31 protein-coding genes are annotated in these 26807 nt (G+C 34.0%); 27 read left to right on the top strand and 4 right to left on the bottom strand.

Features of this window, described 5'->3' with window-relative positions; translation table 11 throughout:
- Positions 1–35: 35 nt before the first annotated feature.
- The gene (locus WR164_RS02140) at positions 36–1289 is read right to left on the bottom strand and encodes a DUF3290 family protein (protein WP_286135914.1); all 1254 of its coding nucleotides are present in this window, start codon (positions 1287–1289) and stop codon (positions 36–38) included.
- A 215-nt stretch (positions 1290–1504) separates the two neighbouring features.
- On the opposite strand from WR164_RS02140, the gene WR164_RS02145 reads away from it, so the two are divergent.
- Together WR164_RS02145 and WR164_RS02150 are read left to right on the top strand one after the other, a co-directional pair.
- Entirely contained in the window at positions 1505–1996 is a 492-nt protein-coding gene (locus WR164_RS02145; protein WP_286135915.1) for a C40 family peptidase, read from the top strand.
- 99 nt (positions 1997–2095) lie between these two features.
- Positions 2096–2614, top strand: a complete 519-nt coding sequence (locus WR164_RS02150) for a methylated-DNA--[protein]-cysteine S-methyltransferase (RefSeq protein ID WP_286135916.1) — start codon at positions 2096–2098, stop codon at positions 2612–2614.
- Here the strand turns inward: WR164_RS02150 and WR164_RS02155 are convergent.
- Positions 2611–2916, bottom strand: a complete 306-nt coding sequence (locus tag WR164_RS02155) for a hypothetical protein (protein ID WP_286135917.1) — start codon at positions 2914–2916, stop codon at positions 2611–2613. The genes WR164_RS02150 and WR164_RS02155 overlap by 4 nt on opposite strands.
- A gap of 160 nt (positions 2917–3076) precedes the next feature.
- On the opposite strand from WR164_RS02155, the gene WR164_RS02160 reads away from it, so the two are divergent.
- The gene (locus WR164_RS02160; protein ID WP_286135918.1) at positions 3077–3730 is read left to right on the top strand and encodes an SDR family oxidoreductase; all 654 of its coding nucleotides are present in this window, start codon (positions 3077–3079) and stop codon (positions 3728–3730) included.
- Positions 3731–3800: 70 nt separating this feature from the next.
- Here WR164_RS02160 and WR164_RS02165 read toward each other — a convergent pair whose 3' ends face one another.
- Together WR164_RS02165 and WR164_RS02170 are read right to left on the bottom strand one after the other, a co-directional pair.
- Complete coding sequence (locus tag WR164_RS02165) at positions 3801–5027, bottom strand: DUF2075 domain-containing protein (RefSeq protein ID WP_286135919.1); 1227 nt, start codon at positions 5025–5027, stop codon at positions 3801–3803.
- A gap of 84 nt (positions 5028–5111) precedes the next feature.
- On the bottom strand, positions 5112–6854 hold the full coding sequence (locus tag WR164_RS02170) for a phospho-sugar mutase (RefSeq protein ID WP_286135920.1): 1743 nt from the start codon (positions 6852–6854) through the stop codon (positions 5112–5114).
- 348 nt (positions 6855–7202) lie between these two features.
- On the opposite strand from WR164_RS02170, the gene WR164_RS02175 reads away from it, so the two are divergent.
- From WR164_RS02175 to fabZ, 24 genes are all read left to right on the top strand, one after another.
- Positions 7203–8030 carry an ABC transporter permease gene (locus tag WR164_RS02175; protein ID WP_286135921.1) on the top strand — a complete coding sequence of 276 codons (828 nt, stop codon included), beginning with the start codon at positions 7203–7205 and terminating at the stop codon, positions 8028–8030.
- Entirely contained in the window at positions 8017–8805 is a 789-nt protein-coding gene (locus WR164_RS02180) for an ABC transporter permease (RefSeq protein ID WP_373876892.1), read from the top strand. The genes WR164_RS02175 and WR164_RS02180 overlap by 14 nt, the downstream gene beginning before the upstream one ends.
- Before the next feature lie 26 nt (positions 8806–8831).
- Positions 8832–9875 (top strand): ABC transporter ATP-binding protein, encoded by a 1044-nt coding sequence (locus WR164_RS02185; protein WP_286135923.1) that lies wholly within the window; start codon positions 8832–8834, stop codon positions 9873–9875.
- Positions 9876–9898: 23 nt separating this feature from the next.
- Positions 9899–10942 carry an ABC transporter substrate-binding protein gene (locus tag WR164_RS02190; RefSeq protein WP_286135924.1) on the top strand — a complete coding sequence of 348 codons (1044 nt, stop codon included), beginning with the start codon at positions 9899–9901 and terminating at the stop codon, positions 10940–10942.
- A gap of 153 nt (positions 10943–11095) precedes the next feature.
- Positions 11096–12484 carry an aspartate ammonia-lyase gene (locus tag WR164_RS02195; protein WP_286135926.1) on the top strand — a complete coding sequence of 463 codons (1389 nt, stop codon included), beginning with the start codon at positions 11096–11098 and terminating at the stop codon, positions 12482–12484.
- A 76-nt stretch (positions 12485–12560) separates the two neighbouring features.
- Entirely contained in the window at positions 12561–13598 is a 1038-nt protein-coding gene (locus tag WR164_RS02200; protein ID WP_286135927.1) for a zinc-dependent alcohol dehydrogenase family protein, read from the top strand.
- Positions 13599–13699: 101 nt separating this feature from the next.
- The gene (locus WR164_RS02205) at positions 13700–14350 is read left to right on the top strand and encodes a CPBP family intramembrane glutamic endopeptidase (RefSeq protein WP_286135928.1); all 651 of its coding nucleotides are present in this window, start codon (positions 13700–13702) and stop codon (positions 14348–14350) included.
- A 117-nt stretch (positions 14351–14467) separates the two neighbouring features.
- The gene (locus WR164_RS02210; protein WP_286135930.1) at positions 14468–15355 is read left to right on the top strand and encodes an ABC transporter ATP-binding protein; all 888 of its coding nucleotides are present in this window, start codon (positions 14468–14470) and stop codon (positions 15353–15355) included.
- Entirely contained in the window at positions 15355–16218 is an 864-nt protein-coding gene (locus tag WR164_RS02215) for an ABC transporter permease (RefSeq protein WP_286135931.1), read from the top strand. Before WR164_RS02210 ends, WR164_RS02215 begins: the two co-directional genes overlap by 1 nt.
- Before the next feature lie 22 nt (positions 16219–16240).
- Positions 16241–16693 carry a LytTR family DNA-binding domain-containing protein gene (locus tag WR164_RS02220; RefSeq protein ID WP_286135932.1) on the top strand — a complete coding sequence of 151 codons (453 nt, stop codon included), beginning with the start codon at positions 16241–16243 and terminating at the stop codon, positions 16691–16693.
- 10 nt (positions 16694–16703) lie between these two features.
- Positions 16704–17132: a DUF3021 family protein gene (locus WR164_RS02225; protein WP_286135933.1), complete on the top strand. Its 429-nt coding sequence runs from the start codon at positions 16704–16706 to the stop codon at positions 17130–17132.
- A gap of 228 nt (positions 17133–17360) precedes the next feature.
- Positions 17361–18335: a beta-ketoacyl-ACP synthase III gene (locus tag WR164_RS02230; protein ID WP_286135934.1), complete on the top strand. Its 975-nt coding sequence runs from the start codon at positions 17361–17363 to the stop codon at positions 18333–18335.
- 20 nt (positions 18336–18355) lie between these two features.
- Positions 18356–18604, top strand: a complete 249-nt coding sequence (locus WR164_RS02235) for an acyl carrier protein (RefSeq protein WP_286135935.1) — start codon at positions 18356–18358, stop codon at positions 18602–18604.
- A 25-nt stretch (positions 18605–18629) separates the two neighbouring features.
- Complete coding sequence (locus WR164_RS02240; RefSeq protein ID WP_286135937.1) at positions 18630–19550, top strand: ACP S-malonyltransferase; 921 nt, start codon at positions 18630–18632, stop codon at positions 19548–19550.
- Entirely contained in the window at positions 19537–20277 is a 741-nt protein-coding gene (gene fabG, locus WR164_RS02245; RefSeq protein WP_286135940.1) for a 3-oxoacyl-ACP reductase FabG, read from the top strand. Before WR164_RS02240 ends, fabG begins: the two co-directional genes overlap by 14 nt.
- 38 nt (positions 20278–20315) lie before the next feature.
- On the top strand, positions 20316–20783 hold the full coding sequence (locus WR164_RS02250; RefSeq protein ID WP_286135941.1) for an acetyl-CoA carboxylase biotin carboxyl carrier protein: 468 nt from the start codon (positions 20316–20318) through the stop codon (positions 20781–20783).
- Positions 20784–20785: 2 nt separating this feature from the next.
- On the top strand, positions 20786–21196 hold the full coding sequence (locus tag WR164_RS02255; RefSeq protein ID WP_286135942.1) for a 3-hydroxyacyl-ACP dehydratase FabZ family protein: 411 nt from the start codon (positions 20786–20788) through the stop codon (positions 21194–21196).
- An 11-nt stretch (positions 21197–21207) separates the two neighbouring features.
- Positions 21208–22572: an acetyl-CoA carboxylase biotin carboxylase subunit gene (locus WR164_RS02260; RefSeq protein ID WP_286135943.1), complete on the top strand. Its 1365-nt coding sequence runs from the start codon at positions 21208–21210 to the stop codon at positions 22570–22572.
- A gap of 37 nt (positions 22573–22609) precedes the next feature.
- On the top strand, positions 22610–23380 hold the full coding sequence (locus WR164_RS02265; RefSeq protein WP_286136883.1) for an acetyl-CoA carboxylase carboxyltransferase subunit beta: 771 nt from the start codon (positions 22610–22612) through the stop codon (positions 23378–23380).
- A gap of 13 nt (positions 23381–23393) precedes the next feature.
- Positions 23394–24170, top strand: a complete 777-nt coding sequence (gene accA, locus WR164_RS02270; protein ID WP_286135944.1) for an acetyl-CoA carboxylase carboxyltransferase subunit alpha — start codon at positions 23394–23396, stop codon at positions 24168–24170.
- A gap of 34 nt (positions 24171–24204) precedes the next feature.
- Positions 24205–24966: an enoyl-ACP reductase FabI gene (gene fabI, locus WR164_RS02275; RefSeq protein WP_286135945.1), complete on the top strand. Its 762-nt coding sequence runs from the start codon at positions 24205–24207 to the stop codon at positions 24964–24966.
- Positions 24959–25549 (top strand): 4'-phosphopantetheinyl transferase family protein, encoded by a 591-nt coding sequence (locus WR164_RS02280; protein ID WP_286135947.1) that lies wholly within the window; start codon positions 24959–24961, stop codon positions 25547–25549. The genes fabI and WR164_RS02280 overlap by 8 nt, the downstream gene beginning before the upstream one ends.
- Positions 25550–26329 carry a biotin--[acetyl-CoA-carboxylase] ligase gene (locus WR164_RS02285; protein ID WP_286135948.1) on the top strand — a complete coding sequence of 260 codons (780 nt, stop codon included), beginning with the start codon at positions 25550–25552 and terminating at the stop codon, positions 26327–26329.
- A gap of 21 nt (positions 26330–26350) precedes the next feature.
- Positions 26351–26797 (top strand): 3-hydroxyacyl-ACP dehydratase FabZ, encoded by a 447-nt coding sequence (gene fabZ / locus WR164_RS02290; protein ID WP_286135949.1) that lies wholly within the window; start codon positions 26351–26353, stop codon positions 26795–26797.
- Positions 26798–26807: the final 10 nt, after the last annotated feature.

Raw genomic sequence — 26807 nt, forward strand, 5'->3', positions numbered from 1 at the left:
TGGAATTTAATTTCCATGAACCTTTTTGATTCGAATTATTTTTGATTCTGATGATTCTCTTTATTCTGTTGCCTTTGATTATGTCTTCGTCGTCTTCTGACGTTATTTCTGGCTTTGTATTTAAGGTATCGAGTCCTGATTTTAATGATTTCATTGTGATAACGTTCTGCCAGCCGCTTGGGTTTTTCAGGATAATTAATAATGTATAGTTTGCCATTAAGAAATTGCCCTAAATAAATTGATGCTAGTTCTGTATGATGCTGTTTAATCATATCTAGTAGCCATTCCTTGGGCTTTTTCATTCTAATTAATACGTCTGAATTGATATTACCATCAGTAATCACCGGATAACTAATTGATTCCGTATTGTACTTTGTAATCGTTAATTGACCATTCTGTTCTAAAACGGCATTTTTGATTTCTTGATAACTACCAACATGTGACATCCTTAGTTTGAATGTTAAATCACTGGCGGACAATCCGTTCCTTAATGCGGTACTGACGTTGATTCGACCGTTATTGATGATTTGCTGTGGACTTCCAGTTAGTATTCGTTTAAACAGCGGATACTGATGAACTAATACCCGACTGCCAAAGATAATTAATGACCAGATTAATAGTACGATGAAGAACATTAGGATTGTAATGTCCTGATTGTAAATCATTCCACCAATAATTCCACCAAGAACGTAGTTTTGAAGTTGATCAATGGCATTCGACGGCGCCAAGTTTCCCTTTCCGGAGAGATTGATTTGAAAAATCAACATAATAAAACCAATTAGTAATTTCAGACCAATTGCCCAGTATTCGTTCGATCCATTAAGAATGTTAAGGTCAAAACTATGTTGGTTGACATAATTTACATTCGGATTGACCGGATTAGTCTTGCTCAAAGAATAATTATTCAAAGTACTGCTTAGATTAACCCGGTAGTATGTGCTTTTAACTTTGATTGTCATTCCATCGGTCAGTGAAGTACTATCACTGTAAATTTGAGACGTTGGAACATGCCGATCCTTCGAAATTTGCTGAATAATTCTCGCCGTTTGAATGTTTTGACCATCGTTAGTCCGCTGACTCAGAATTTTATTGAATTGAACACTAATGATTAAAACTGCCAGCATTGTTAAAATAATAAAAATATCCCTGAATTTTAAATTATTTCGATCACGCATGTATTTGAAACCATAGACTAGAATGGTTACACCGATAATAATGCCAATTATTAAACCGGTGTAACTTAGAATTCCATTATTTCCTGTTAAGTATGAATAAGAGTATAAAGTCATTTCAAAACCACCATTATTTAGATTTAATATGTACATTTAATATTATAAATCATATTTGAAAATTAATATAACAAAAATAAGTGAAATTGTATTAGATTTTAACTGAATTGAAACATTCCTGTATTCGAATAGTAGCATTCTTTCGCTATAATTGTTTTTGTTCAATTGATTACGAAATAAAAAATTAAAAATAATAAAAACAAATCAAGGAGAGAATGCTTATTTTAATTTCAAAGAAAACAACTAAAAAGATGATTTTACTTATTGCAGTGGCGTTAATGGCATTCGTACCATTTATTGCTAACACCCATGCGGCTAAAGCAAGTCAAAACAATGACCAAAGTGAAAAATTAATCCAAGTTGGTAAAAAAGAATTAGGAAAGCCATACCGCTGGGGTGCAACTGGTCCCCATTCATTTGATTGCTCTGGTTTTACTAAATTTGTATATAAACATTCAATTTCTAAAAACTTACCAAGAACCGCTCAAGCTCAATACAATAATTCTAAAAAGGTATCTTCAAATGATTTACAAAAGGGTGATTTAGTTTACTTTGGATCAAGTAAACATAGTATTTCACACGTTGGAATGTATATTGGGCATGGAAAAATGATTGATGCTCAAAACCGTGGCGTTGTAACTGAAAAAGTTCATGCACCATGGTGGCATTTAGTTTCTTGCTCCCGTCCAGCTAATTTAAATCATTAATTTAAAATTAAAGCAAATTAAAGATCGACAACTTAAAAATGTCGATCTTTTTTTGTGTTAAAATTAAAATCATGAACTAATAATTGAGTGGGAAGATATATGATAAAAAAACTTTACTGGAATTTTGTTACTTATGATAATCAAAAAATCTTTTTTACCGTTTCAAACCATGGAATTAACTTTGTTGCTAGTCCCAAGGGACAAATTTCTGAAATTTATGATTTATATCCAAAGTGCAAATTCCAATTTGAATATAAAAAAGATCGCACCAATCAGTATGAAGAAGAATTAGAAGAATATCTTAATACGGAGCGGACTAATTTCAATTTATCCATGGATTTATCAGATGCGGGTGACTCATTTCAACACCTTGTCTGGCAAAAAATTATGCAAATCCCTTATGGCGAGGTCAGAACCTACCATGACCTTGAAATGCAATTGGGAATTAATGATCGAAAAAGATTGGTTAAAGCGATTAATGCTAATCCACTATTGATTGTCATTCCAGACCACCGGGTGATTGAAACAAAGGATCAACTTGGTGATTATCGTGGTGGGTTAGCGATGAAGAGCCAACTGCTGGAAATGGAAGCTATCAATGGAATCAATAATATCTAATAGCTGCTATTGTTCTTTTTAGGTTTAACCCAAATAAAAAGAAATAGTAGAACAACAATAATTAACCAGATCACAATGATCATCAATAGGAAATGAAATAAAGATGAGAAGTTAGTGATCATATTTTTAACGTATTTGATGGTACTAACTGCTTCTTTACGTTCATATGCCCATTGAAATGGTATTTCAGCCAAATTAAAAATGATGGCCACCGCCATCCAATAGGAAGCATCAAAGAAGGATAATTTAATATAATAAACTAGTCTTTTCCTGGTAAGTTTAATTCGTTTTTTGTTTGCCAAATTATCCCCCTCTTTAAAATAACAGTTTAATTTTATTTTAACACCTTATATTGCATGTTCGAAAATCCTCGGACCATTTTGTTTTCAAATCATGTTTTAAGTGTGTTAGTATTTTTAAATAGATTAGTGAAAAAATATGATTAGAAAAGGAGTTAAATCTATGAAAGTATTTGTCATTGGAGCTCATGGACACGTTGGCCAAATTTTAGTGAATAAATTAGTTTCAAATGGGGATGAAGTCGTTGCTGGCTTAAGAACCAAAGATGAATTTGCTCCATATAAAAAAATGGAGCATGTTCAACCAGCTTTATTTGACCTTAAAGAAGATAAAAGCAAAATGATGCAAACATTTAAAGACAGTGATGCCGATGCCATTATCTTCTCTGCTGGTTCTGGCGGTAAGACTGACGATGCACAAACTGTATATATCGATTTAGACGGTGCAATCAAGAGTATGGATGCTGCTAAAATTGCCAACGTTAATCGATACGTAATGGTTAGTGCCATTGGCAGTGATGACCGTAGCTTTTGGAATCAGATGTCACAATTAATGCACGTTTACTACATTGCAAAGCACTATGCTGATGTTTACTTAAAAGATTCCGGATTAGATTACACCATTATTCGACCAACTATTTTAACAAATGATAAGGGAACTGAAAAAATTGAATTAAATCCAACCAATGTTGGTAAAGCTAAAATTCCACGTGAAGATGTTGCTAATGTCTTGGTAAATGTATTACATGATGATCATACCATTTGCCGTGATTATAATATTAGCGGTGGCGATACTAAAATTAGTGATTTATTTTAATAATTAATTAAAAAGATAAAAGCACTGAAATTTTGAATTGATCAAAATTTTCAGTGCTTTTTTTAATCCGCTAATTAATTTCTTGATAATATTGTATGAGCTTATTCCTTAATTTTTTATCATGGGCAAAAAGATACAATCCTTTGACACCGCGTTTCATTAAAACATTGACTGAATTTAAAATTAATTGATCCTTGATGCGTTTAAATTGCTTTGGATCTTGAAGGTCTTTTCTTTTCTTGAGTGACTCTGTATCGGTATATTTACTTAAATCAATTTTAACTTGGTTGGTTTTGGAATCTAAGTAGATGGGTGGACCTAAAATGACGCCAACATAATTTAAATCAAAACCTTGGCATGTAAACATAGATCCAACTTCATTGATGGTTTCCGGCAATTCAGCCCATGGGGTAGCGGTGTAATTGTATTGATCCCATGGCATTTTAAAATTACCCTCGTGAATATAATGCTTGCCGCCATCTAAAGTAGAAGGGTAACCAGATGTAGAAACAATTCTGGAAGTGCCATATTTTTGATTCCTTTTTACGATCGCTTGTCGCATCTTTTCAGCATCATCGAATACCCTGAAGTCATATTTTGAGCCAACATTTTTTGGAAAATGAGTAAGGTGTTCGTCGGTGAAATGATTAATCCATTGAATTAAATCGTCACTGGCTGCCATTCTAAATTGATGGGTTAGATGATATTCACCATTAGTATATGGTTTGATGATTTGATGAAGCCGATCAGTATTCCAAAAACTTTTGGTTCTTAACGTTTGTCTTGGATCAAAGACTAAAATGGTGATTTGTGATAAGTTAATAATTTCTTGAAGTTGATTATGCTGATAAAAATTATTGTAGTGATCACCTTCAGAAAGGAGTAGGTGGGCTTCATCAATGACGGTAATATCAGAATGGGTATGGTTTTTATGCGACTGGTTAATAAAGGATGTTGGCCGGTTGAAATTTTTCTTTAAAACGTGTTGTTCACCGCCAGCAATTTTTTTGTAGACCTTTAAAATTTCCGGATGGTTAACTAAAAAATTATTTTGAGTTTTAAACAGGGGACTTTTAGAATCGGCGGCCATTTGCTGTAGATCGTAAAATAATTGACTTAGCACAACACTTTTACCGGTTCCAGCATCACCATAGATTGTGAAAACAGCGTGTTGATTATCTTGTAAGTGTTGAATTGCAAACTGCTTAATTTGCTTTAATAGTCGTTGCTGTGCTTTTGTTAATTGATGTACGGGAGCTAATTTTTCAAAGGTTGAATTGGAATCCAACTTAATCATCCTTTCAAATGATGCAAAATTTTCAATAAAAAAACTCCGGAATTGAGATTTTCAATTTGGGAGTTTTTCTGATTTTGATTTTAATTATTTAGTAACTTTTTGAATCAAGTTTTGAACTGCTTGTTCATATAACTTCAAGTGAAGGCTTGCTTCTTCGTTTGTTTTGGCGTTGATACCAATGTAGAACTTAACTTTAGGTTCAGTTCCTGATGGACGAACGGTTAACCACGTTCCATCTTCCAACCAGAATTTCATCACGTTTGATTTTGGTAAATCAATCTTACTAGTTGATCCGTCAGCGTTCGTTTTGGTTGAACTTAAGAAGTCTTCAACGGCGTTAATCTTATGACCGCCAAATTCAGTTAAATGATCATTTCTTAAATTATCCATGACGTGAGCCATTTCTTTGTGAGCGTTAATTCCATGGAACATTTTAGAAACGGTATTTTCTTTAAAGTAGCCATATTTTTTATAAATTGCCTGTAATCCATCATATAATGTCATGTTCTGTTGCTTATAGTAGGCGGCAACTTCTGCTAATAACATGGTTGATTGAATGGCATCTTTATCGCGAACAAATGGTTTGATTAAATATCCATAACTTTCTTCGAAACCAAATAAGAAGTGGTGGTCATGATTGGTTTCAAAATTCTTAATTTGCTGAGCAATGAATTTGAAGCCAGTCAAAACATTTTTAACGTGAATGCCATAGTTAGCAGCAATCTTGGTTGCCAATTCAGTTGAGACGATTGACTTAACAACGACGCCATCACTTGGTAAATCATTAGCATCCTGCTTGGCTTTTAAAATATAGTTTAAAAGAACACTTGCAATTTGGTTACCGGTCATTAATTGATAATCACCATTGGGTTGTCTAACGGCAGCGCCAAGACGATCAGCATCAGGATCAGTTGCAATTAAAACATCGGCGCCTACTTTTTTGCCTAGTTTTTTGGCTAGATCAAAAGTTTGTGGGTACTCAGGGTTAGGGAACGGTGTGGTTGGAAATTCTGGATCGGCAACCGCTTGTTCAGGAACGATGTCATAGTTCATAAAACCAGCATCTTCCAATGCTCTTCTTGCAAGAACCTTACCAGTCCCATGAAGTGGTGTGTAAACAAATTTAAGATCCTTGCCAACCTTTTTAATTAAGTCGTGATTAACATTTACTGATTTGGCATCTGCTAGGTAAGCTTCATCAACTTCTTCACCAATGATACTTAATAACTTCCTTTTTCTTAAGGTTTTGATTGGTGTCGTTGGAATTTCGAATAAGTGATCAGCTTTTCTAACGTATGAAGTAATTAAATCTGAAGCCTTTGGTGGCATTTGACCGCCATCTTGACCATAAATTTTATATCCATTATATTGCTTTGGATTATGACTAGCTGTAATCATAATTCCGGCGAAAGTATGAAGATGTCTAACGGTAAATGATAATTGTGGTGTGGGTCTGATGTCATCAAAAACGTAACTAGGAATTTTGTGACTACCTAATACCATGGCAGCTTGATATGCAAAATCCTTGGAGTTGTAACGGGAATCAAAACTAATGGCAACCCCGCGACCCTTATCCTTTGGATCTAAAGTATCCATATAGTTAGCTAAACCTTCAGTTGCTTGTCTGACGGTATAGATATTCATTCGATTGGTACCAGCACCCATGGTACCTCGCATTCCAGCAGTTCCAAATGATAGGAAACCGCCGAAAGCATCTTTAATTTCGTCTTCCCTGTTATACATTCCCGCTAATTCGCTTTTTAATGTTACGGGAAGGTCTTCTTGTTGGACCCAGTTTTGGTACTCTTTTTTTGCATCAATGCTCATTTGTATATCTAACCTCTCAAACTATGAATATTGTACCTATATTATAGGTACGCTTTTATTCAAATAAATTGGCAGTATGAAACTCGATTACTGTTGTTGTGCACTTTTACATGCTTTGATAATTCAACATCATTATATCATATTATGAAAATGAACCAAGATTCATTTAAAAAAACAATTGAATTAAATGAATGATTTTTTATTCGGAAATTAAGGTAAATATGATTAATACTACAAATATAAATTATAAATTTCATTAAATTAGGAACTATTTTTAAATCATTCCTTTAATTGTTCGCTTATTCATGATACAATTTATTCATATTCAAATATATGGGGGTGTGATTCATGAAAAAACGAATGATTCTTTTGACTTTTCCAGGAATATTAGCATTATTACTTTTTGTTGTCTTTCCGATGGTTCAAATTATTATACCAACTTTATCAGGTCAGGGTAGCTTTGGTTCACTTTATTTGAACTTCTTAAAAGATACATATAATCAACGCATCATTTTGAGAACATTATGGATATCATTATTAACAACTATCATTGTGTTAATTATTGGGGTTCCGTTATCGCTATGGATTGCCAGGATGCATCATCGAATTAAGAAAATCTTAATTTTAGTAATTCTTTTTCCAATGTTAACTAATCAAATTGTTTTAAATTTTGCTTGGATTATTTTACTTGGCAAGAATGGAATCATTAATCATGTTTTACTTTCAATTCATCTTATTTCTAGACCGTTATCGCTCCTTTACAATAATACATCGATTGTAATTGGTTCTGTTTACCTGTTTATCCCAATTATGGTTGTATCGCTGTTAGGAAGTTTGTCCCATTTAAACATTGAAGTTGAAGAAGCAGCGACTGTTCTTGGTGCCCATCCATCAACAACGTTTTTTAAAATTATTCTTCCACAGATTTCAACCGATATTTTAACTGGTGTAATCTGGGTATTTTCATGGACGATGACTTCATATACTACGCCACAATTGTTGGGTGGCAATGATGATTTGGTAATGTCGACTTTGATTTATCAACAAGCAATGACAGTTCAGAATTGGACGTTAGCTAGCGTAATTTCAATCGTTTTAATTATTATTTCAGTTGGTTGCATTCTAATTATAAGAAGTCTGATTAAATTATTAGATCGGAGGGTTGCCCATGCATAGCCACAAAGTTTTAAATGTGATTGGAACTGTAGCTATTCTATTCTTAGTTTTCCCATTAATTTTTATTATTATCACTTCATTCGGGACTGGTTCAACCATTGAATTTCCAATCAAGGGATTTACTTTTAATTGGTATTTACATATTTTAGATCAACCCGATATGATTAGTGGATTAGAAACTAGCCTATTAGTCTCATTCATTGCGAGTGCATTTGGACTATTAATTGGCATTCCTGCTGTTTATGCAATGTTTAGAGGAGGTATTCATCATACAGCATGGTTTCAAATGTTATTTTTAAGCCCAACGTTTTTACCTGAAGTTGTGATTGGTTTTTCACTTTATCAGGGACTGATTATCACATTACATTGGCCGATGATGATTAGTTTAATTGTCGGATATTTTTTACTTGGCTTCCCATTTGTAATTCGTTTGGTTGGTGCCGGCTTGAATATGATGGATCCACATATGGAAGAAGCTGCTTGGATATCAGGATGTTCCAGATTAAAAGGCTTTTTTAAAATCGTTTTACCAAATATTAAATCAAGCATTGCGGCAGCTTTTATTTTTTCATTTATTAATTCGTTTAACAGTATCCCAGTTACACTGTTTTTAAGTGGCCCTGGATTTAACATGTTGCCAACATCAATTTTAAATTACATGCAAGAAAATTATGATCCGACAATTTCCGCAATTTCAGTTATTTTAATGTTGATCACGACGTTAATTATGATGCTAATTAATCATTTTATGGGACTTAACCGTTTATTAAAATAATCAATATGAAAACGAGGTAATCTATATTGGCTGAAGTAACGATCAAAAATTTGGAATTATCGTATGATAAAAAACATGATGTATTATCTGATTTATCAATGAAAGTAAAAAATGGGGAGTTAGTCAGTATTTTAGGCCCTAGTGGTTGTGGTAAAACAACCACTTTGAGAATTATTGCAGGCTTATTGAAACCTGATCACGGGAATATTTTAGTTGATAATCACGATATCGGTAGAACACCAGTCTATAAACGTGATTTTGGGATGGTTTTTCAAAGCTATGCGTTATTTCCACATTTAACTGTTTTTAGCAACGTTGCATTTGGACTGAAAATGCGTCATTTAAGCCGCCATGAAATTCAAAATAAGGTTAAACAAGTTTTAGAAATAACCAACTTAACTAATTTGGCCAAAAGATTTCCAAGTGAATTGTCAGGTGGCCAGCAGCAGCGAGTTTCACTAGCACGTGCCATTGTTGTCAATCCACGGGTTCTCTTAATGGATGAACCATTAAGTAATCTTGATGCTAAATTAAGGGTTGAAATGCGTGAAGACATTCGTAGTATTCAACAAAAATTACATATTACAACGATTTTTGTTACCCATGATCAACAGGAATGTTTTGCAATTTCTGATCACGTTGCCGTAATGAATCATGGCAAATTTGAACAAATTGGCACGCCCCAAGATATTTATTATCATCCGCAAACTTTATTTGTTGCTCATTTTGTTGGTTATGAAAATTTCTTTAAAGTTGAAAAACAAATTGAAAATAATGAATATCAAGTTAATCATCAGGTCATCCATACTGATTTTGATCATTCATATGAACCTAAATATTTAACGATTCGTCCGAATGAAATTGATCTTCATCAGCATAAAAACAATCAAATGAATGAATTTAATGGAAAGGTGGTGAACTTTAGTTTCTTGGGAGGTTCTTATCGTTACATGATTCAAACTGATTTAGGTTTACTTCAGGTTGATCAAAATGATAAAGACAAATTTGATGTTAATGATTCAGTCTATGTGTCATTAAATTCTCAATTAGTAATACCATTATTAAAATAATTAGGATAGGAGTTTCAAACGCAATGAAAAAAATCAAAGGTTTAGTTATTGCTGGTGCTTCATTATTGTTAGCTGTCATTTTAGTTGGCTGTGGTTCACAGAGTGGTAAATCACTTGTTGTTTCTACTTTTGGTAGTAGTACTCCTCAAAGAACGAGTGATATTTTTAATCCGTTTCATCAAAAATCCGGGATTAAAATTAATCCACAATTCAGTAATGATCCCTCTCGATTTACTCAAATGGAAAAGAATCCTGACAGTAATGTTGACGTTGCAGAATTATCAGAAAGTAATTCTGTCATTGGAATGCAGCATAATGTTTTTAAGAAATTGAATTTATCAAAAATTAAAAACTTTAAAGAACTATCGCCTGCTGCTCAAAGCGTTGCTAAAAAGACAGATAGTGTTCCATTTTCAGTTAATAGCATTGGAATTATGTATAATCCTAAGAAAGTCGGCAAAATTACTTCATTTAAGCAATTATGGTCTAGTAAATTAAGAAAAAAGATTGCAATCCCAACCATGTCTGGAACAGAAGGTCCTGGGATTTTAGCAATTGCCGGTGATGTTGCTAATAAGCCGATTGAAAAAGATGGTGGTGTTGGCGCATTTCAGGAACTAAAGGCATTAAAACCCAACATTTATAAGACATATTCAGAAGGTCCAGACTTAGTTAATATGGTTAAAAGTGGTCAAGTTGACGTAGCAATTATTGGTGATTATAACGTTAACATGCTGAAACAGGCCGATAAGAATCTACAATATACCATTCCAAACGGTACATATGCTAACTATGACATGCTTTCAATTTTAAAGAATAGTAAAAATGAAAAGAATGCATATAAATATATTAATTACCGTTTAAGTAAAGAAAGCCAAACTAAAGTTGCTCAAATGAATACTTTAAATGATCCGCCAGTTAACTCAAATGTTAAATTGTCTGGTGCTTCCGCAACTGATAAAACTTATGGTATGCCTTACAAAGTATCCAAGACCCTTGATTATAAATTCGTCAATAGTCATTTATCATCATGGATTAATAAGTGGAATCAAATCATTAATCAGTAAATAATGTTATAATAAATAACATAAAAGATACCTTAATTTAATTAGGGTATCTTTTTTATATTTATATTGCAATTATATTGGTTTGTAGATATAATATTAATTAATTCATGTAACTATATATAACATGAAAAATGACTAAAGGGATGAATAATGATGAGAATTGAAGAAGATAGCGTTGGCAAAATGGAAGTTCCAGATAAGGCTTTATATGGTATTCATGCACTAAGGGCGTTTTATAACTTTCCAATTACGAATGAAAAGGTTCAACCAGTATTAATTAAAAGCTTAATTCAAATTAAAAAAGCCGCAGCAATTACTAATCGGGATGCTAAGACACTCGACACTAAAAAAGCTGCGGCTATTATTTTAGCCTGTGATCATTTATTAAATCATTATGATCGATCTGCCTTTATTGTTCCGGCCATCCAAGGTGGTGCTGGAACATCAACTAATATGAACGTGAACGAAGTCATCGCTAATTTAGCAATGCGCTTAAATCGTAATGATATTAAGATTCATCCAAATGATGATGTTAACCAGTGCCAATCAACGAATGATACATATCCAACGGCGGGCAAAATTGCGATGTTATCATTATTGCCATCGCTCATCGCTGCAATTAATAAATTAATTCATGCATTAAAATCGAAGGCAAAAGAATATCAAAATGCTTTAAAAGTTGGCAGAACCCAATTGCAAGATGCCGTACCAACTACTTTTGGTAATAGTTTTAACGCCTATGCTTCAATGTTTCATCGTGATCTTCACCGCTTAAATCAAGTTCAAGTTGACTTAAAATCAGTTAATTTGGGTGGTACTGCGATTGGAACGGGCATTAATACCAGTAGTTACTATACTTCTCATGTTGTTCCTAACCTTAGCCAATTAACAGGACTATCACTTTATCAAGCCGATAATTTGATTGACGCAACCCAAAATAGTGATAGTTTTGTTGAATTCTCCAGTGTAATGAAAGCACTTGCCGTTAATTTATCCAAGATGAGCAACGACCTAAGACTTATGACCAGTGGTCCACAGGATGGGTTGAATGAAATTAATTTACCTAAGCGTCAAGCAGGCTCATCAATCATGCCCGGTAAAATTAATCCGGTCATTCCAGAAGTAGTTAACCAGGTTGCTTTTGAAGTGATTGGAAAAGATACGACGATTACAATGGCAGCTGAAGCTGGTCAACTAGAATTAAATGCATTTGAACCGATTATGTTCAGAGATATTTTAATTAGTGAAACACATTTAACCAGGGCAATTGAAACATTAGTTGAACGCTGCATCAATGGAATCACCGTTAATAAGGAATTAGATCAAAATGAAGTTAGTAAATCTGCCATTACAGCAACGGTTTTATCACCATACTTGGGATATGAAACTACCACTAAATTAATTAAGACTGCTTTGAAACACCACTATTCAGTTAAACAATTAGTTAGCGATAAACATTTATTAAATGATAAATTGTTAGATCATTTATTTAGCCCAGCGGTTTTAACAAATGCCAAAATCAAGCAGATCATTAATAAATAAAACCTTATGTTTGATTTGCCTAATTAATATTTCTAAAATAAACTTGAATAGATGAGATGAATCGAGGTAATCATTCATGAGTACATTTGATATTCCAAAAACAATGAAAGCTTGGGAAGTTGAAAAGCAGGGACCCGTTAATGGAAAAGAATTTCCACTAAAATATGTTACGAAGCCAGTTCCAAAGCCACAACCAGGAGAAACGTTAGTTAAAATTTTAGATTGTGGAATCTGTCATACTGATCTTCATGTAACAGAAGGTGACTTGCCAGTTCATAAAGAACATTTAGTCCCAGGACATCAAATTGTTGGTAAGGTTGTTCAAAATGGTAAAAATGCTAACCGGTTTAAGATTGGTGATCGAATTGGAATCCCATGGTTAAGATGGACTTGTGGTGTCTGCCAATACTGCCGTTCAGGCCACGAAAATCTATGTCCTAATTCTAAATACACCGGCTGGGACCATGATGGTGGTTATGCAGAATATGCTACCGTTCCAGAAGGCTTTGCTTATCGCATTCCAGATCGTATTGATTCTGAACATGCCGCTCCGTTATTATGTGCTGGTATTATTGGATACCGGTCCCTCGAAAGAGCTAATATTCCAGAAGGCGGCCGTTTAGGCATTTATGGCTTTGGTGGCTCTGCTCATTTAACTGCTCAAATTGCAATTAAGCAGGGGATTGAAGTTCATGTCTTCACCCGTGGCAAGGATGCTCAAAAATTTGCTTTGAAATTAGGTGCAGCATCCGTTAATAATACCTATGATCCATCTCCGGTTCCACTCGATTCATCAATTATTTACGCACCAGTTGGTGAAGCAGTACCTGGAGCCTTGAAGAGTCTTAAGCCAGGTGGAACCCTAGCACTTGCTGGGATTCACATGACTGATCTTCCAAAAATGAATTATGAAGACCATATTTTTCATGAAAAAACATTAACTAGTGTTGAAAGTAATACTCGCCATGATGGTGAAACGTTCTTGACCCTGGTTGACCGTTTGAATATTAAACCACAGATTACAACTTACCCATTGAACAAAGCCGATGAAGCTTTAAAACGGGTTTCAAAAGGTGATATGAAAGGGACATGTGTTCTTCACATTAGCGATTAAAAATTGATTAAATATATTCCCAAAATAACACTGCTGCATAGCGGTGCTATTTTTTTGCTATAATGGGCATTAATTAAACTTTGAAAAGAAGGATTGAGCTAATGCAAATCGTAAGCAAAGCGTGGAAGGTAATTTTATCAATTCTGATCCTATGTGGGTTACTTATTTTGGAACAGATTGCAACTCTACCGTATGATCTTCCAAAATACTTTAAGAATCCACAGCAAGATTCATTAATTTTTGGAATCATTGGAACAATTCTTTCGGCAGGTGTAATTACACTATTAATTTTTATTTACCATAAGCAGCCCAAAATGATTACTTTCCTGCGGCCAATTAAAAATAAATGGTTAACTTTTGGAATTATAGTTTTAATTTTGTTTTTGATGATTTATTTATCAAATTTAATTCCAAATTCTGATAATCAAAAAATTATTAATCAGGAAATTCTAAAAACACCCTGGTTATCATTTATATCAACGGTAATTGTGGCACCGATTGCCGAAGAATTAATTTTTCGCGGTTTATTTTTCCGTTTTCTTTTCCCAAAATTAAATAATAAATGGACGATGGGAATTGGCATTCTTTGCTCATCATTTGTTTTTGCATGGCTACATGTAACATCATTTGGAATTGAATTATTGCCATATTTGTTAGGTGGTTTGATTTTATCAACAACTTACGTTTTATTTAATGATATCCGTTATGACATTGGATTACATATGCTGAACAATTTGATTGCATTACTTTAATTTCACTTTAACTTTGCTACCACTTAGATTTATATTTTTACCACTTGTCATCAAAATACTCACAAAAACAGCTTCTTATTATATATTGTTAATAATATATTTTAAGGAGCTGTTTTTATGTCACTTTTGGTTGCTAAAAATCTTACTAAGAAGTTTAAAAATAAAGTTGCCGTTAATCACATTGATTTTCAAATTAACGCTGGTGAATTAATTGCTTTTTTAGGTCCCAATGGTGCCGGAAAATCGACAACCATTGGGATGCTGGTTGGAATTTTAAAGCCAGATGACGGAAAGATTTCACTTCACGGGTTATCACCGAATCAAAAGAACTATCATCATCAAATTGGGATTGTTTTTCAAAATAGTGTCCTAGATGATAATTTATCCGTTCAAGATAATTTGAATATCAGGGCTCATTTGTATCAGAAAATTGATTCATCCTTCGTCAAAAAAATCATTAAATTATTTGGCATTGATCTCATTTTAAATCAAAAATATAAGACATTATCCGGTGGGCAGAAGCGAAGGGTCGATATTGCGAGGGCGTTATTACACCAACCGAAACTATTGTTTTTAGATGAACCATCATCTGGCTTGGATATTCAGACCAGGAATAAAATTTGGGAGACTTTAAATCGATTAAGAAAAGAATATGGCTTAACCATTTTATTGACCACCCACTATTTAGAAGAAGCTGAAAATGCTGATTATGTTTACATCATTGATCGTGGTGAGATTAAAGCTTCGGGTGATGTTCAAAAATTAAAATTAAAATATACCACAAGTCTTTTAACACTTTGGTCTGATCAAATGGATCAATTAAAACATCAAATTCATTATAAATATCAAGCTATTGATCAACATCAAATCAAAGTTAATATTGATGACGACTCGGATGCCATTAATTTAATTGCTAGTTTAAAACCGTTGATCAAACATTTTGAGTATCAACACGGAACCATGAATGATTTATTTGTTAAATTAACTGGAAAGGGGATTCGATGATGTTTATCCTAGTAAAAAGAAATTTAAAATTATTCTTTAGTAATCGAACCAGCGTGTTTTTTTCAATGCTATCTTCATTAATTTCATTTATTCTATATTTGATTTTTCTAAAAAGCCAAATGTTACAGATGTGGACCCAAATTCCATCAGCAACTAGATTATTAGATCCATGGTTAATTGGTGGGACGATATCCGCAACTGCCGTTTCCGCGGTTGCAATTGCACTCGGACAAATGGTTAAAGATAAAGAAAATCATACGATTGCTGATATTTATTTGACCGACACCTCATCATTTTCAATCCAGGTATCATATCTAATCAGTGCAATGGTGATTGGGACACTAATGCAAACGTTTGTTTATATTGTCATGACACTTGTTTTTAAAATATTTGATCAAGTTAATTTAAATTGGCAATATTTGCCCCTTGTGATTTTAATTTCGTTATTAAGTAGTCTGATATGGACGGCATTTGATATGATCTTCTTTAATTTGATTAAAAATGTTTCATCACTATCAGGAATCAATTCAATCATCGGGACACTGGCTGGATTCTTTGCTCTGGTTTACATGCCACTAGGGGTATTGCCAAGGCTAGGCCGGGATATAATTCAATTTACTCCCACACCATACGTTTCATCACTTTACCGTGGAATGTTAATGAATCATCAAATCAATCAATCTTTTAAAAATGTTCCAACCCATCTTTTGACCTCCTTTAAAAATAATATGGGGCTTAATTTGAACTATGCTTCTGATTGGCAGCATACATTAATCATCTTATCAGTGTTTTTAATCGGCTTTATCTTATTAAACGTGATAGGATTTAAATTGAATCTAAAGTTATCTTCGGTTAATTATTGATTATTTTAGGGTGGGGTTATAGTTGGAAATTAATTTTCATCAAAATAAAAATTTATCTGAACATGAAATTAAAGTTCAAGTTTCAGCTAAACATCTTTCCCCTGATGTTCTTTCATTCCTAAATCATCTTGAACATTTTGAAAATCATTTCAGCATTTTACCGATTAATGCTGATGATCGAACCGTTCTCTTATCACTCGATGATGTGATTACAATTGAAGTTTTAAAAAATAAGTTAACTATTTATGCGGTGAAACAAAATTATGAAACGCATGGTCAATTAAAACAAATGATTGCTAAAATTAATGATGATCGGTTTGTCCAAATTTCTAAGAACTCAATCATTAATATTGACCATTTGAATTACATGGAGGCCGCTTTTTCTGGAAATATGACCGCTTTTTTAGATCGTGGAGTTAAAACAAACGTTAGCAGAAAATATTTACCTAAATTAAAGGAAAAATTAAAAATTTAAGGTGGTAATGATGAATAAATTGATATATGGACTCATTAGATTTGGATTATTGGGGATGATGATTGGAGCGCTAGTCTATTTTGTGATGGCAATATTAAACAATCGGTTAGTAATAACTAAATCCTTTGCAATTCAATATCTAGCAATTTGTATGTTCATCGGATTAATTTCTAAAATTTTTACGATTGAACGATTGAAAATTTGGCAACGGCTTTTAATTCATTCAATTTTAACGTTTTTAACTTTTTTTATTTTTAACGTTGTTGTCTTCTCCTTTCCAGCCAATAATTTTAAACTTGATTTAATTTTTTTAGTTAATTTCATCGCAATTTACTTCATGATTGGAATCTGGATTTATTTCATTGACTTGAATAATATGAAACGGATTAATAAACAGATTGCTAAGCGTAAAAAAATTAAAGAAGAAAAAAATAAGTAAACTTACCTGAAATTGAATTTCAGGTAAGTTTTTTCTAGTTACAAATAATAAGAAGCGTAACTTTACCTTAGTTCCCAGAAAATCTTTACATCATGCCACATGATTAGGTATAATTAATTGTGATTATTTTTTTCATGCTTACATTAAGTTGAAAGCAAAATTATTTTCATGTAAAACAATCTTAAACAGAAAAATAAGACTGTTTTCTTTAATTACTAAGGAGATATTATGAATAACTTCTCAATCTTATCAACTGCGCATGCAGTTCCTGATAAAATAGTAACTAATGATGACTTGGCCCAGATTATGGATACATCTGACGCTTGGATTAGTAGAAGAACTGGTATTCATGAGCGACGAATTGCAACCCATGAAGATACAACCTCTCTTTGTGTAGAAGTTGCTAACAAGTTGCTATCAAATACTAATACTGATCCATCGGATATTGATTACATCATTGTTGGGACAATGTCATCTGATTATCAGACCCCTTCAACTGCAGCTGCAGTTCAAGGGGCAATTAATGCTGATAATGCTGTTGCTTTCGACATTAATGCTGCTTGTTCAGGCTTTGTTTATGGAATGAATGTTTTAAATTCACTCTTGAAAACTAATCACCATTCAAAGGGAATTTTGATTGGTGGAGAAGTCTTGAGCAAATTAGTCGATTGGAAGGACCGGAGTACCGCAGTACTATTCGGCGATGGTGCTGGTGGAATTTTGGCTACTAATGATTCTTATGATGGTAAAGTTTTAGCAACTAGTTTGAGGACATACGGTCAGTTAGGAAACTCATTAACCGCTGGGCATTTTGATGAAAATAATCGTTTTAATCAAAATGGAGATGACAAAACCCGTTTTTTCAAAATGGATGGTCATGCGATTTTTGATTTTGCAACTAGAAAAGTTCCAGAATCAATTTCTACGGCTTTAAATCAAGCTCATGTTAATGCTAGTGATGTGAAATATTTTGTTTTGCATCAAGCCAACAGTCGGATTATTCAAATTGTTGCTAGAAAATTGAAGTTATCATTGGATCAATTTCCAATTAACATTAATCATTATGGTAATACGGCAGCAGCAAGCGAACCTATTTTATTGGACGAATTAGTAAAAAAGGGTAAAATACGGAAGGGAGATATAATCGCTCTTTCAGGTTTCGGTGGTGGATTAACTGCCGGAACAATTATTTTAGAATTTTAATTTTTGGAGGAATATATATTATGGCAGACAAGAATGCAATTTTAGACAAAATTAAGGATATTGTTACTGATCAAACAGATGTAAAGGCTGATCAAATCAAGCCTGATACTAAATTTAAGGATGATTTAGACTTAGATAGTTTAGACATTTTTGAAATTTCTGATGCATTAGAAGATGCATATGATATCGAAATCGATGATGATGATAACATCGAAACTGTTCAAAACTTAATCGATTACGTTGCAAAATTAGTCGATGCTAAAAAATAATTTGATTTGCTAGGAGTGTTTAAATTTGAATCTTTGTTATTTATTTGCGGGCCAGGGCTCACAATTTGCGAATATGGGACAGGATTTGTATCGGAATGAACCCTTATACAAACAAATTGTAGATTCGGCTTCTGAGACTTTAGATTTAAACTTAGCAGATCATAATACTTTTGATAATCCTAAAAATACCCAAGTTGCGATTTTAACAATGAGTTATGCAATTTCTAAACTTTTAAGTAAGCAATTGCCAACTCCCAAAGCAATGATGGGGTTAAGTTTAGGCGAATATAGTGCTTTGGTTAGTTCTGAAGCACTATCTTTTGCATCTGGACTAAAATTAGTTCACGATCGCTCAATGTATATGGATGAAGCTGGGGAAGACCATCCCGGTTCCATGGCAGCTGTTTTAAAAGCTACTCCTGATGAAGTAACTTCAGTCTGCAATGAAATTGATGGTGTTTACCCAGCTAATTTTAATACTGCTAAGCAAACAGTCATTGGTGGTACCAAGGAAGGCGTTAAAGCTGCTAAAAAAGCTTTGAAAGCTCAAAAGAAAATTGTGATTCCATTGAAGGTTAGGGTGGCTTCACATACACCATTGATGCAATCAGCTAGTGATAAACTAGCAAAACGGCTTGAAAAGGTAACTTTTGATAACCCTGAAGTCCCAGTAATTAGTAATACAATCGTTAAACCATTCACAAAGGACAATTTAAAGGATACTTTAGTTGAACAATTAGTTAATCCCACCCATTTTATGGATGATATTAAAGCTGTTGACTCAAAAGATATCGATGCATTTATTGAAATCGGACCAGGACATACTTTAAGTAAATTAGCTAATAAGACTGCTAAGGGTGTTCCAACTTACCATGTTCAAGATGAAAAGTCGCTTCAAGAAGTTGTATCAAAATTAGGGGGAGAACTAAATTATGGCAGAAAATAATAAAAAAGTTATTTTTATTACCGGCTCTACTAAGGGGATTGGCTTAGCTGATGCTAAACGTTTAGCTAATGATCATAACAATTTAGTCATTATTAATTCACACCGTGATTTAAGTAATGATGAAATTAAAAATTTAAAGGACCAATTTCCAAATCCAATTGAAGTTTTAGTGGGTGATGTTTCCAGTGAAGATAGTGCTAAAAAAATGATTGATGGCATTATCAATCAATTTGGTAAAATTGATGTCTTAGTTAATAATGCTGGGATCACCCAAGATAAACTTTTAACTAGAATGAAATCTGATTCATTTAAAGCCGTACTTAACACTAACTTAGTTGGTGCTTTTAATATGACTAAGTATGCATTGAAAGCAATGCAAAAGAAACGTTCTGGTTGCATTATCAATATGTCTAGTATTGCTGGACTTCATGGTAATATGGGTCAAGCAAACTATTCCGCAAGTAAAGCTGGTATGGTTGGTTTGACTAAAACAACCGCTCAGGAAGGCAGTTTACGTGGCATTCGATGCAACGCCATTGCTCCTGGGATGATTAGAACTGCAATGACTGATAAATTAAGTGATCGTAACATCGCCAGATGGGAAAAACAAATCCCAATGAAACGTTTTGGTAAAGCAGATGAAATTGCTGAAACCGTTGAATTTTTAATTAATAATCACTATATTACCGGCCAAGTCATTACTGTTGATGGTGGATTAACAATTTAATTAAATTAAAATCTCATTTTAATGAGGGAGTATTTTTTATGCTTGAGAATGAAATTGAAAAATTATTAGATAAATTTGATCATTCCAGTCTAACTGAAATGAAAGTAAGCGATAGTGGCGCTAGCGTTTACTTTAGCAAACAGAAAAACGCTTCTTATCATGAAACACCTAGTGTTAATTCTAGTACACCAGATGTTCAAGTAAATCAGAAGCCAAGCTCAAAGCCAAAAGAACCCAAGCCAAGTGTTAAAATTAATTCAGCTCAAGGTAGCAAGGTTAAAGCTCCAATGGTTGGAATCGTTTACTTTGCACCAGATCCTCATAAACCTGAATTTAAGAAAATCGGGGACCACGTTGATAAAGGCGAAACCATTTGTGTGATTGAAGCAATGAAAATCAATAATGAAATTAAGAGTCCAGTTAGTGGAACAATTTCAAAACGCTTAGTTAAGAATGGTTCAATGGTTCAATACCACCAACCAATTTTTGATATCAAGGAGGATTAATGATGGATTTGAATATTCAACATTACATTCCCCAGCGTTACCCATTTCAAATGATTGACCAACTTGAGAGTGTTGAACCTGGTAAAGGCGCAACGGCTAAAAAGTTGATTAGTATTAATGAATGGTTTTTTGAAGGTCAAAAGAATCCAGAAATGCCCAGGCCATTTATTATTGAATCATTAGCTCAGACGGGTGTTTCAGCTTTACTTTCAATGCCTAAATATAAGGGTAAAAATGTCTTCTTTGGTGCAATTAAACATGCTGATTTTAAATCTAGTATTAAACCGGGAGACGAACTAACATTAAAGGTTAAAATGCTAAAAATTAGGCATAACATTGGTGTTGGTCATGGATCAGTTGTAAGGGATGGAAAAGAAATTGTTGCTGCTGATTTAATTTTTGCGATTGAATAAAGGATGATTTGATGTTTAAAAAAGTTTTGATTGCAAACCGTGGTGAAATTGCGGTTCAAATTATTAGATCACTTCACGAAATGAACATTAAAGCCGTTGCTGTATATTCAACTGCTGATCGAGATAGTATGTTCGTTAAAATGGCCGATGAAGCCTATTGCATCGGTGGCCCATTTCCAAGTGAATCCTATTTGAACATGGCTGCAATTATTGATACAGCTTGCTTAAGTGGATGTGATGCCATTCATCCTGGATATGGTTTCCTATCAGAAAACGCTGAATTTTCCCATTTATGTGCGGATTGTCATATTAAATTTATCGGCCCCGATTATCGAAGCATTGAATTAATGGGGAATAAAGCCAATGCAAAGGAAACAATGAAGAAGAATCACGTTCCGACGATTCCAGGAAGTGATGGTGTTCTTAAATCATTAGATGATGCTTTAAATCATGCCCATCGGATTGGTTATCCAGTTATGATCAAAGCTTCAGCCGGTGGTGGTGGTAAGGGAATTCGTCGTGCTAATAATGATGAAGAACTAAAGAATGCCTATAACACTAGTTACCAAGAAGCCAAACTTGATTTTGATGATGGCAGTTTATACATGGAAAAAGATCTAAGCCATGCTAAACACGTTGAAATGCAATTTATTGCTGATCAATTTGGACATGCCGTTTATTTTCCAGAACGTGATTGTTCGCTTCAAAGAAACCATCAAAAAGTTTTGGAGGAAAGTCCTTGCTCAGCAGTTAGTCCTGAACAAAGAAAACACATGGGTGAATTAATTAGTCATGCAGTTAAAGAAATTGGCTATGAAAACACAGGTACCTTCGAATTTTTGATGAAAAATAACCATTTCTATTTTATGGAAATGAACGCTAGACTTCAGGTTGAACATACCATCACAGAAGAAGTTGCTAACGTTGAATTGATTAAAGCACAGATTTTAGTTGCTGAAGGTGAACCATTACCATTTAAGCAATCGGATATTCAAGACAACAGTTATGCCGTTGAATGTCGAATCAATGCTGAAGATCCTGCTCATAATTTCATGCCTTCCCCTGGTAAAATTAAAAATGCTAATTTTGCCTTTGGAACTAAGGGTGTTCGAATTGATTCAGGGGTTAAAGATGGTAGTGTGATTTCACCATATTATGATTCAATGATTGCTAAAATCATTGTTCATATGCCAAATAAAAAATCAGCTGTTAATAAAATGAAACGGGTCATTAAAGAATTTAAGATTGATGGTGTTAAGACCAATCGTCAATTCTTGTATGATTTGTTAAACGATAAACAATTCAACAGTGGTAATTTTGATAATATGTACATTGAAACGAATTTTTTGAAAGAGTGGTTGAAGAAAGTTGAATAAGAATGAAAGTTCAAAAACAACTGATTTAGAAGCTCGCATGAGTCAAATTCCCGATCATATTTGGGTCAAGTGCCCAATTTGTAAAAAAACATTTTACCGTCGGGAATTAGGTCCTTACCGTGAATGTCCTTATTGTCATTTTGGTTTCCGGATTGGTGCTAAAAAGAGGATTCAAATGATCTGTGATGAATTTACATCCGTGGATGATGATTTGAAGGCACCTAAACGATTCGATGATCCTAAATACGTTCAAAAATTAGCTAAGGTTAGAAAAGTAACCGGGCTAAATGAAGGGGTTCTAACTGGAATCGGTGAAATTGATGGCCAAAAATGTGGAATTGGTGTTATGGACTGGCGTTTCATCATGGGAAGTCTTGGGACTGCTACTGGTGAACGAATTACCAGATTATTTGAAAAAAGTACTGAAAAACACCTTCCAGTAGTCCTATTTACCGCTTCCGGTGGTGCTAGAATGCAAGAAGGTATTTCTTCATTGATGCAAATGGCAAAGGTATCCCAAGCTGTTAATGACCATGCCCAACACGGATTATTATACATAAGTGTATTAACTGATCCGACAACTGGTGGAGTCACCGCTAGTTTTGCATCTCAAGGAGATATTTTATTAAGTGAACCCCATACTTTAATTGGATTTGCCGGACGTCGAGTAATCGAGAGGACCATTCAACAAATTCCACCAAAGAATTTCCAACGGGCTGAAACGCTTCTTAAGAACGGATTTTTAGACAAAATTGTTAACCGTTCTGAAATGAAATCAGTTTTGGCTAAGTTGTTAGCTTGGAATTAATGGAGGGATTTCGATGACTAAAAAAATATCTGCTTATGATCGAGTTTTAGCGGCTAGAAGTGCTAAGAAAATCAGTATTAAAAAATTAGTTGCTGGCATCTGTGATGATTTTATCGAATTACATGGTGATCGTGCTTATGGTGATGACCCCGCGGTCTACGCTGGAATTGGTTTGATTGGTAAACAACCGGTTACAATTGTCAGCATCCAAAAGGGACAAGACCAGAAGCAAAACATGGCTAGACACTTCGGATCTGCGGAACCAGATGGATACCGTAAGGCCTTGCGTTTAATGAAACAAGCTAATAAATTTAATCGGCCGATTATTGCTTTGATTAATACTCCTGGTGCTTATCCTGGGGTAGATGCCGAATATCACGGTCAAGGTTATATGATTGCACAAAGTTTAATTCAAGGAATTAAACTTAAGGTTCCATACATTAGTATCATTGTTGGTGAAGGTGGCAGTGGCGGTGCACTTGCACTTGCCGTTGGTGACAGTGTATGGGCATTTGAAAATAGTGTCTATTCCATTCTTTCACCCGAAGGCTATGCAACCATTCTTTGGAAGGATTCTAGCCGGGTAAAAGAAGCTGCTGCTGCAATGAAACTAACACCAAAAGATCTTTTATCTATGCATGTTATTGATAAAATTGTTCCAGAAGTGCACGATCAAAAGTCAATGACTCAATTTAAGGATGCATTGAGCCATAAGATTGACGAATTGAAACAGATGTCAGTTGAGGAACGTTTGAAAAAACGCTACCAACGTTACCGTAATTTTAATTAATTACGTGTCATTTTAAGAGTTGGAGGAAAAAATAATGTCAGGAATTTTAGACGGAAAGAAAATTGTTGTCATGGGTGCTGCTAACCGTAGGAGTATTGCTTGGGGTTGTGTTAAAGCAATTAAAAAGCAAGGTGCCCAAGTCATTTTAACTTATCAAAACGACCGTATTAAAAAAATGTTAAGTCGAATTGATGATGATGATCCTAAAATTGAATGTGATGTTGCTGAAGATGCTAATATTAAGAAGGCATTTGATGAAATTCACGATCAATTTGGTAATATTGATGGTGTCGTTCATGCCATTGCATATGCTGATAAAAAGACTTTAACTAGTGGTTTACACAGTGTTGAAAGAAAAGGATATAACCTAGCTCAAGATATCAGTGCTTACTCATTTATTGCCGTTTCACGTTATGCAAGTCAGATTATGAATCCTGGCGGCAGCATTGCTACTTTGACATACATGGGTTCAACCAGAGCCATCCCTAATTATAATATGATGGGAGTTGCTAAAGCTGCTTTAGAATCTAGTGTTAGATACTTAGCAGCTGAATTAGGCAAAGCTAAAGACATTCGTGTTAACGCCATTTCAGCTGGTGCTATCAGAACGTTATCAGTGACTGGAATTAAGCATCATAAACAATTATTAGATATGTCTAAGGCCAGAACTGTTGACGGTAAGAGCGTTACAATTGATGAAGTTGGTAATGCAATGTCATTTATTTTGAGTGACCTAGCTTCAGGTGTTACTGGTGATACCATTTTCGTTGATAAAGGTGTTCATCTAATTGCCTAATGTCCAGATTAAATTTGGTAATATTACTGATCATGAATATGATCAGTATTATCAAATGATGAAGATTGATCGTAATGATCATAAATATAATCATCTTCAACATGTTGTGGGGCGGGTTCTTCTTTCTCAGATGTTAGATGTTCCATTTCAAAATTTGATGAATTCTAAACTCTTGATGTTTGGCTCCCATCGAAAACCGTATTTAAAATCACACCAGGCATTTTTTAACATTGCCCATTCTTACGATTTAGTTGTGGTTGCAATGAGCCATCAAGATATTGGCATCGATTTAGAAAAGATTAGGCCGTTTGGTTTCACTAAAATTAGACGGGCGTTTTCTAAAAAAGAAATTGAGTACTTAAGTCAATTATCTAAAAAGGATCAATCCTACTACACGTTGAAATTGTGGACGATCAAGGAAGGTGTCTTGAAACTATTAGGACTTGGCCTTCCAGGACATCCCAAAACAGTTGAGGTTGATTTATCTGATTTTAAACATGCATACCGCAATGGATTAACGTATAAAATTAATGATTTAAAATTAGATCCTGCATATGTTGGAACGGTAGTTGAGGTGATGTGAATGGCAAATGATGATTTGGATGCGTCATCAATTAAACAAAATTTAAAAATTGCTAAAGATTTAAAAATTAAAATTTTTGATGCAATTGATTCAACTAACAATGAATGTAAAAGAAAACATTTAATTGAGCCCCATTTAGTGGTTGCTGATCATCAAACAAACGGGCGTGGCCAGTTTGCTCACCATTTCTATTCGCCAAAATCAACCGGTATTTATATGACAATTGTGGTTCCGGCTCAAAAACGATTTATCATTAATCCGGGTGAATTAACGGCTGGGGTCGGAAATTCAGTTGTTCAAGCAATCTTTAATTTAACTAACAAGAAGCTCCAGTTGAAATGGATCAATGATATTTACCAAAACCACAAAAAATGTGGGGGAATTTTGGTGGAAACCAATATGAATGATCATAATCAAATCCAAAGCTTTATTGTTGGCATTGGTTTAAATTTATATCCAAGCCAATTTCCTAGTCAAATTAAACAACGGGCTGGCGCCATTTTTGAACATCGAATTTATTCTAGGAACCGTTTGATTGCTTCAATCTGTGATTGTTTCTATCATATGTATCATCGACAAAGTCAAGATTTAATTTTAAAAACATATCAGTCCAACATGCTCTGGATGAACCAACATGTGACTTTAAATGATAATGGTTACCAATTAGTCGGAACCATTGTTGATATTAATTCTAATTTTCAATTGGTTTTAAAAGATTTAGATGGTCGTATTCATAATTTGAAATCGAATTTAACCCATCAAATGAAACCAACGAACTAATATTTTAAAGGGAGTTTTTGAATGAGCGTTTTAAATACAAGTGACATTATGAAATTAATTCCTAATCGTTACCCCATTTTATACATTGATAAAGTGGATTCAATCGAACCGGGAAAAGAAATTAAAGCTACTAAAAATGTAACGATTAATGAAAATTACTTCCAAGGCCATTTCCCTGGTAATCCGGTTATGCCTGGGGTTTTAATTATTGAATCCATGGCACAGGTTGCTTCAATTTTAATTTTGAAGACACCTGCATTTGAAGGTAAAACTGCATACATGGGATCAATTGATAATGCTAAATTTAGAAAGGTCGTTCGACCGGGCGATGTTTTGAAGTTTGATGTTGAAATTACTAAACAAAGAAAGAACATTGGAATCGTTCATTGTACAGCTAATGTTGGCGATAAAAAAGCCTGTGAAGCCGATTTAATGTTTATTGTTCCTAAACACCCGAAGGAAGTTTAAGGAGGACTTA

Origin of the sequence: Philodulcilactobacillus myokonensis (genome assembly GCF_027923585.1) — a bacterium.
In the GTDB taxonomy this organism is placed as follows: domain Bacteria; phylum Bacillota; class Bacilli; order Lactobacillales; family Lactobacillaceae; genus Philodulcilactobacillus; species Philodulcilactobacillus myokonensis.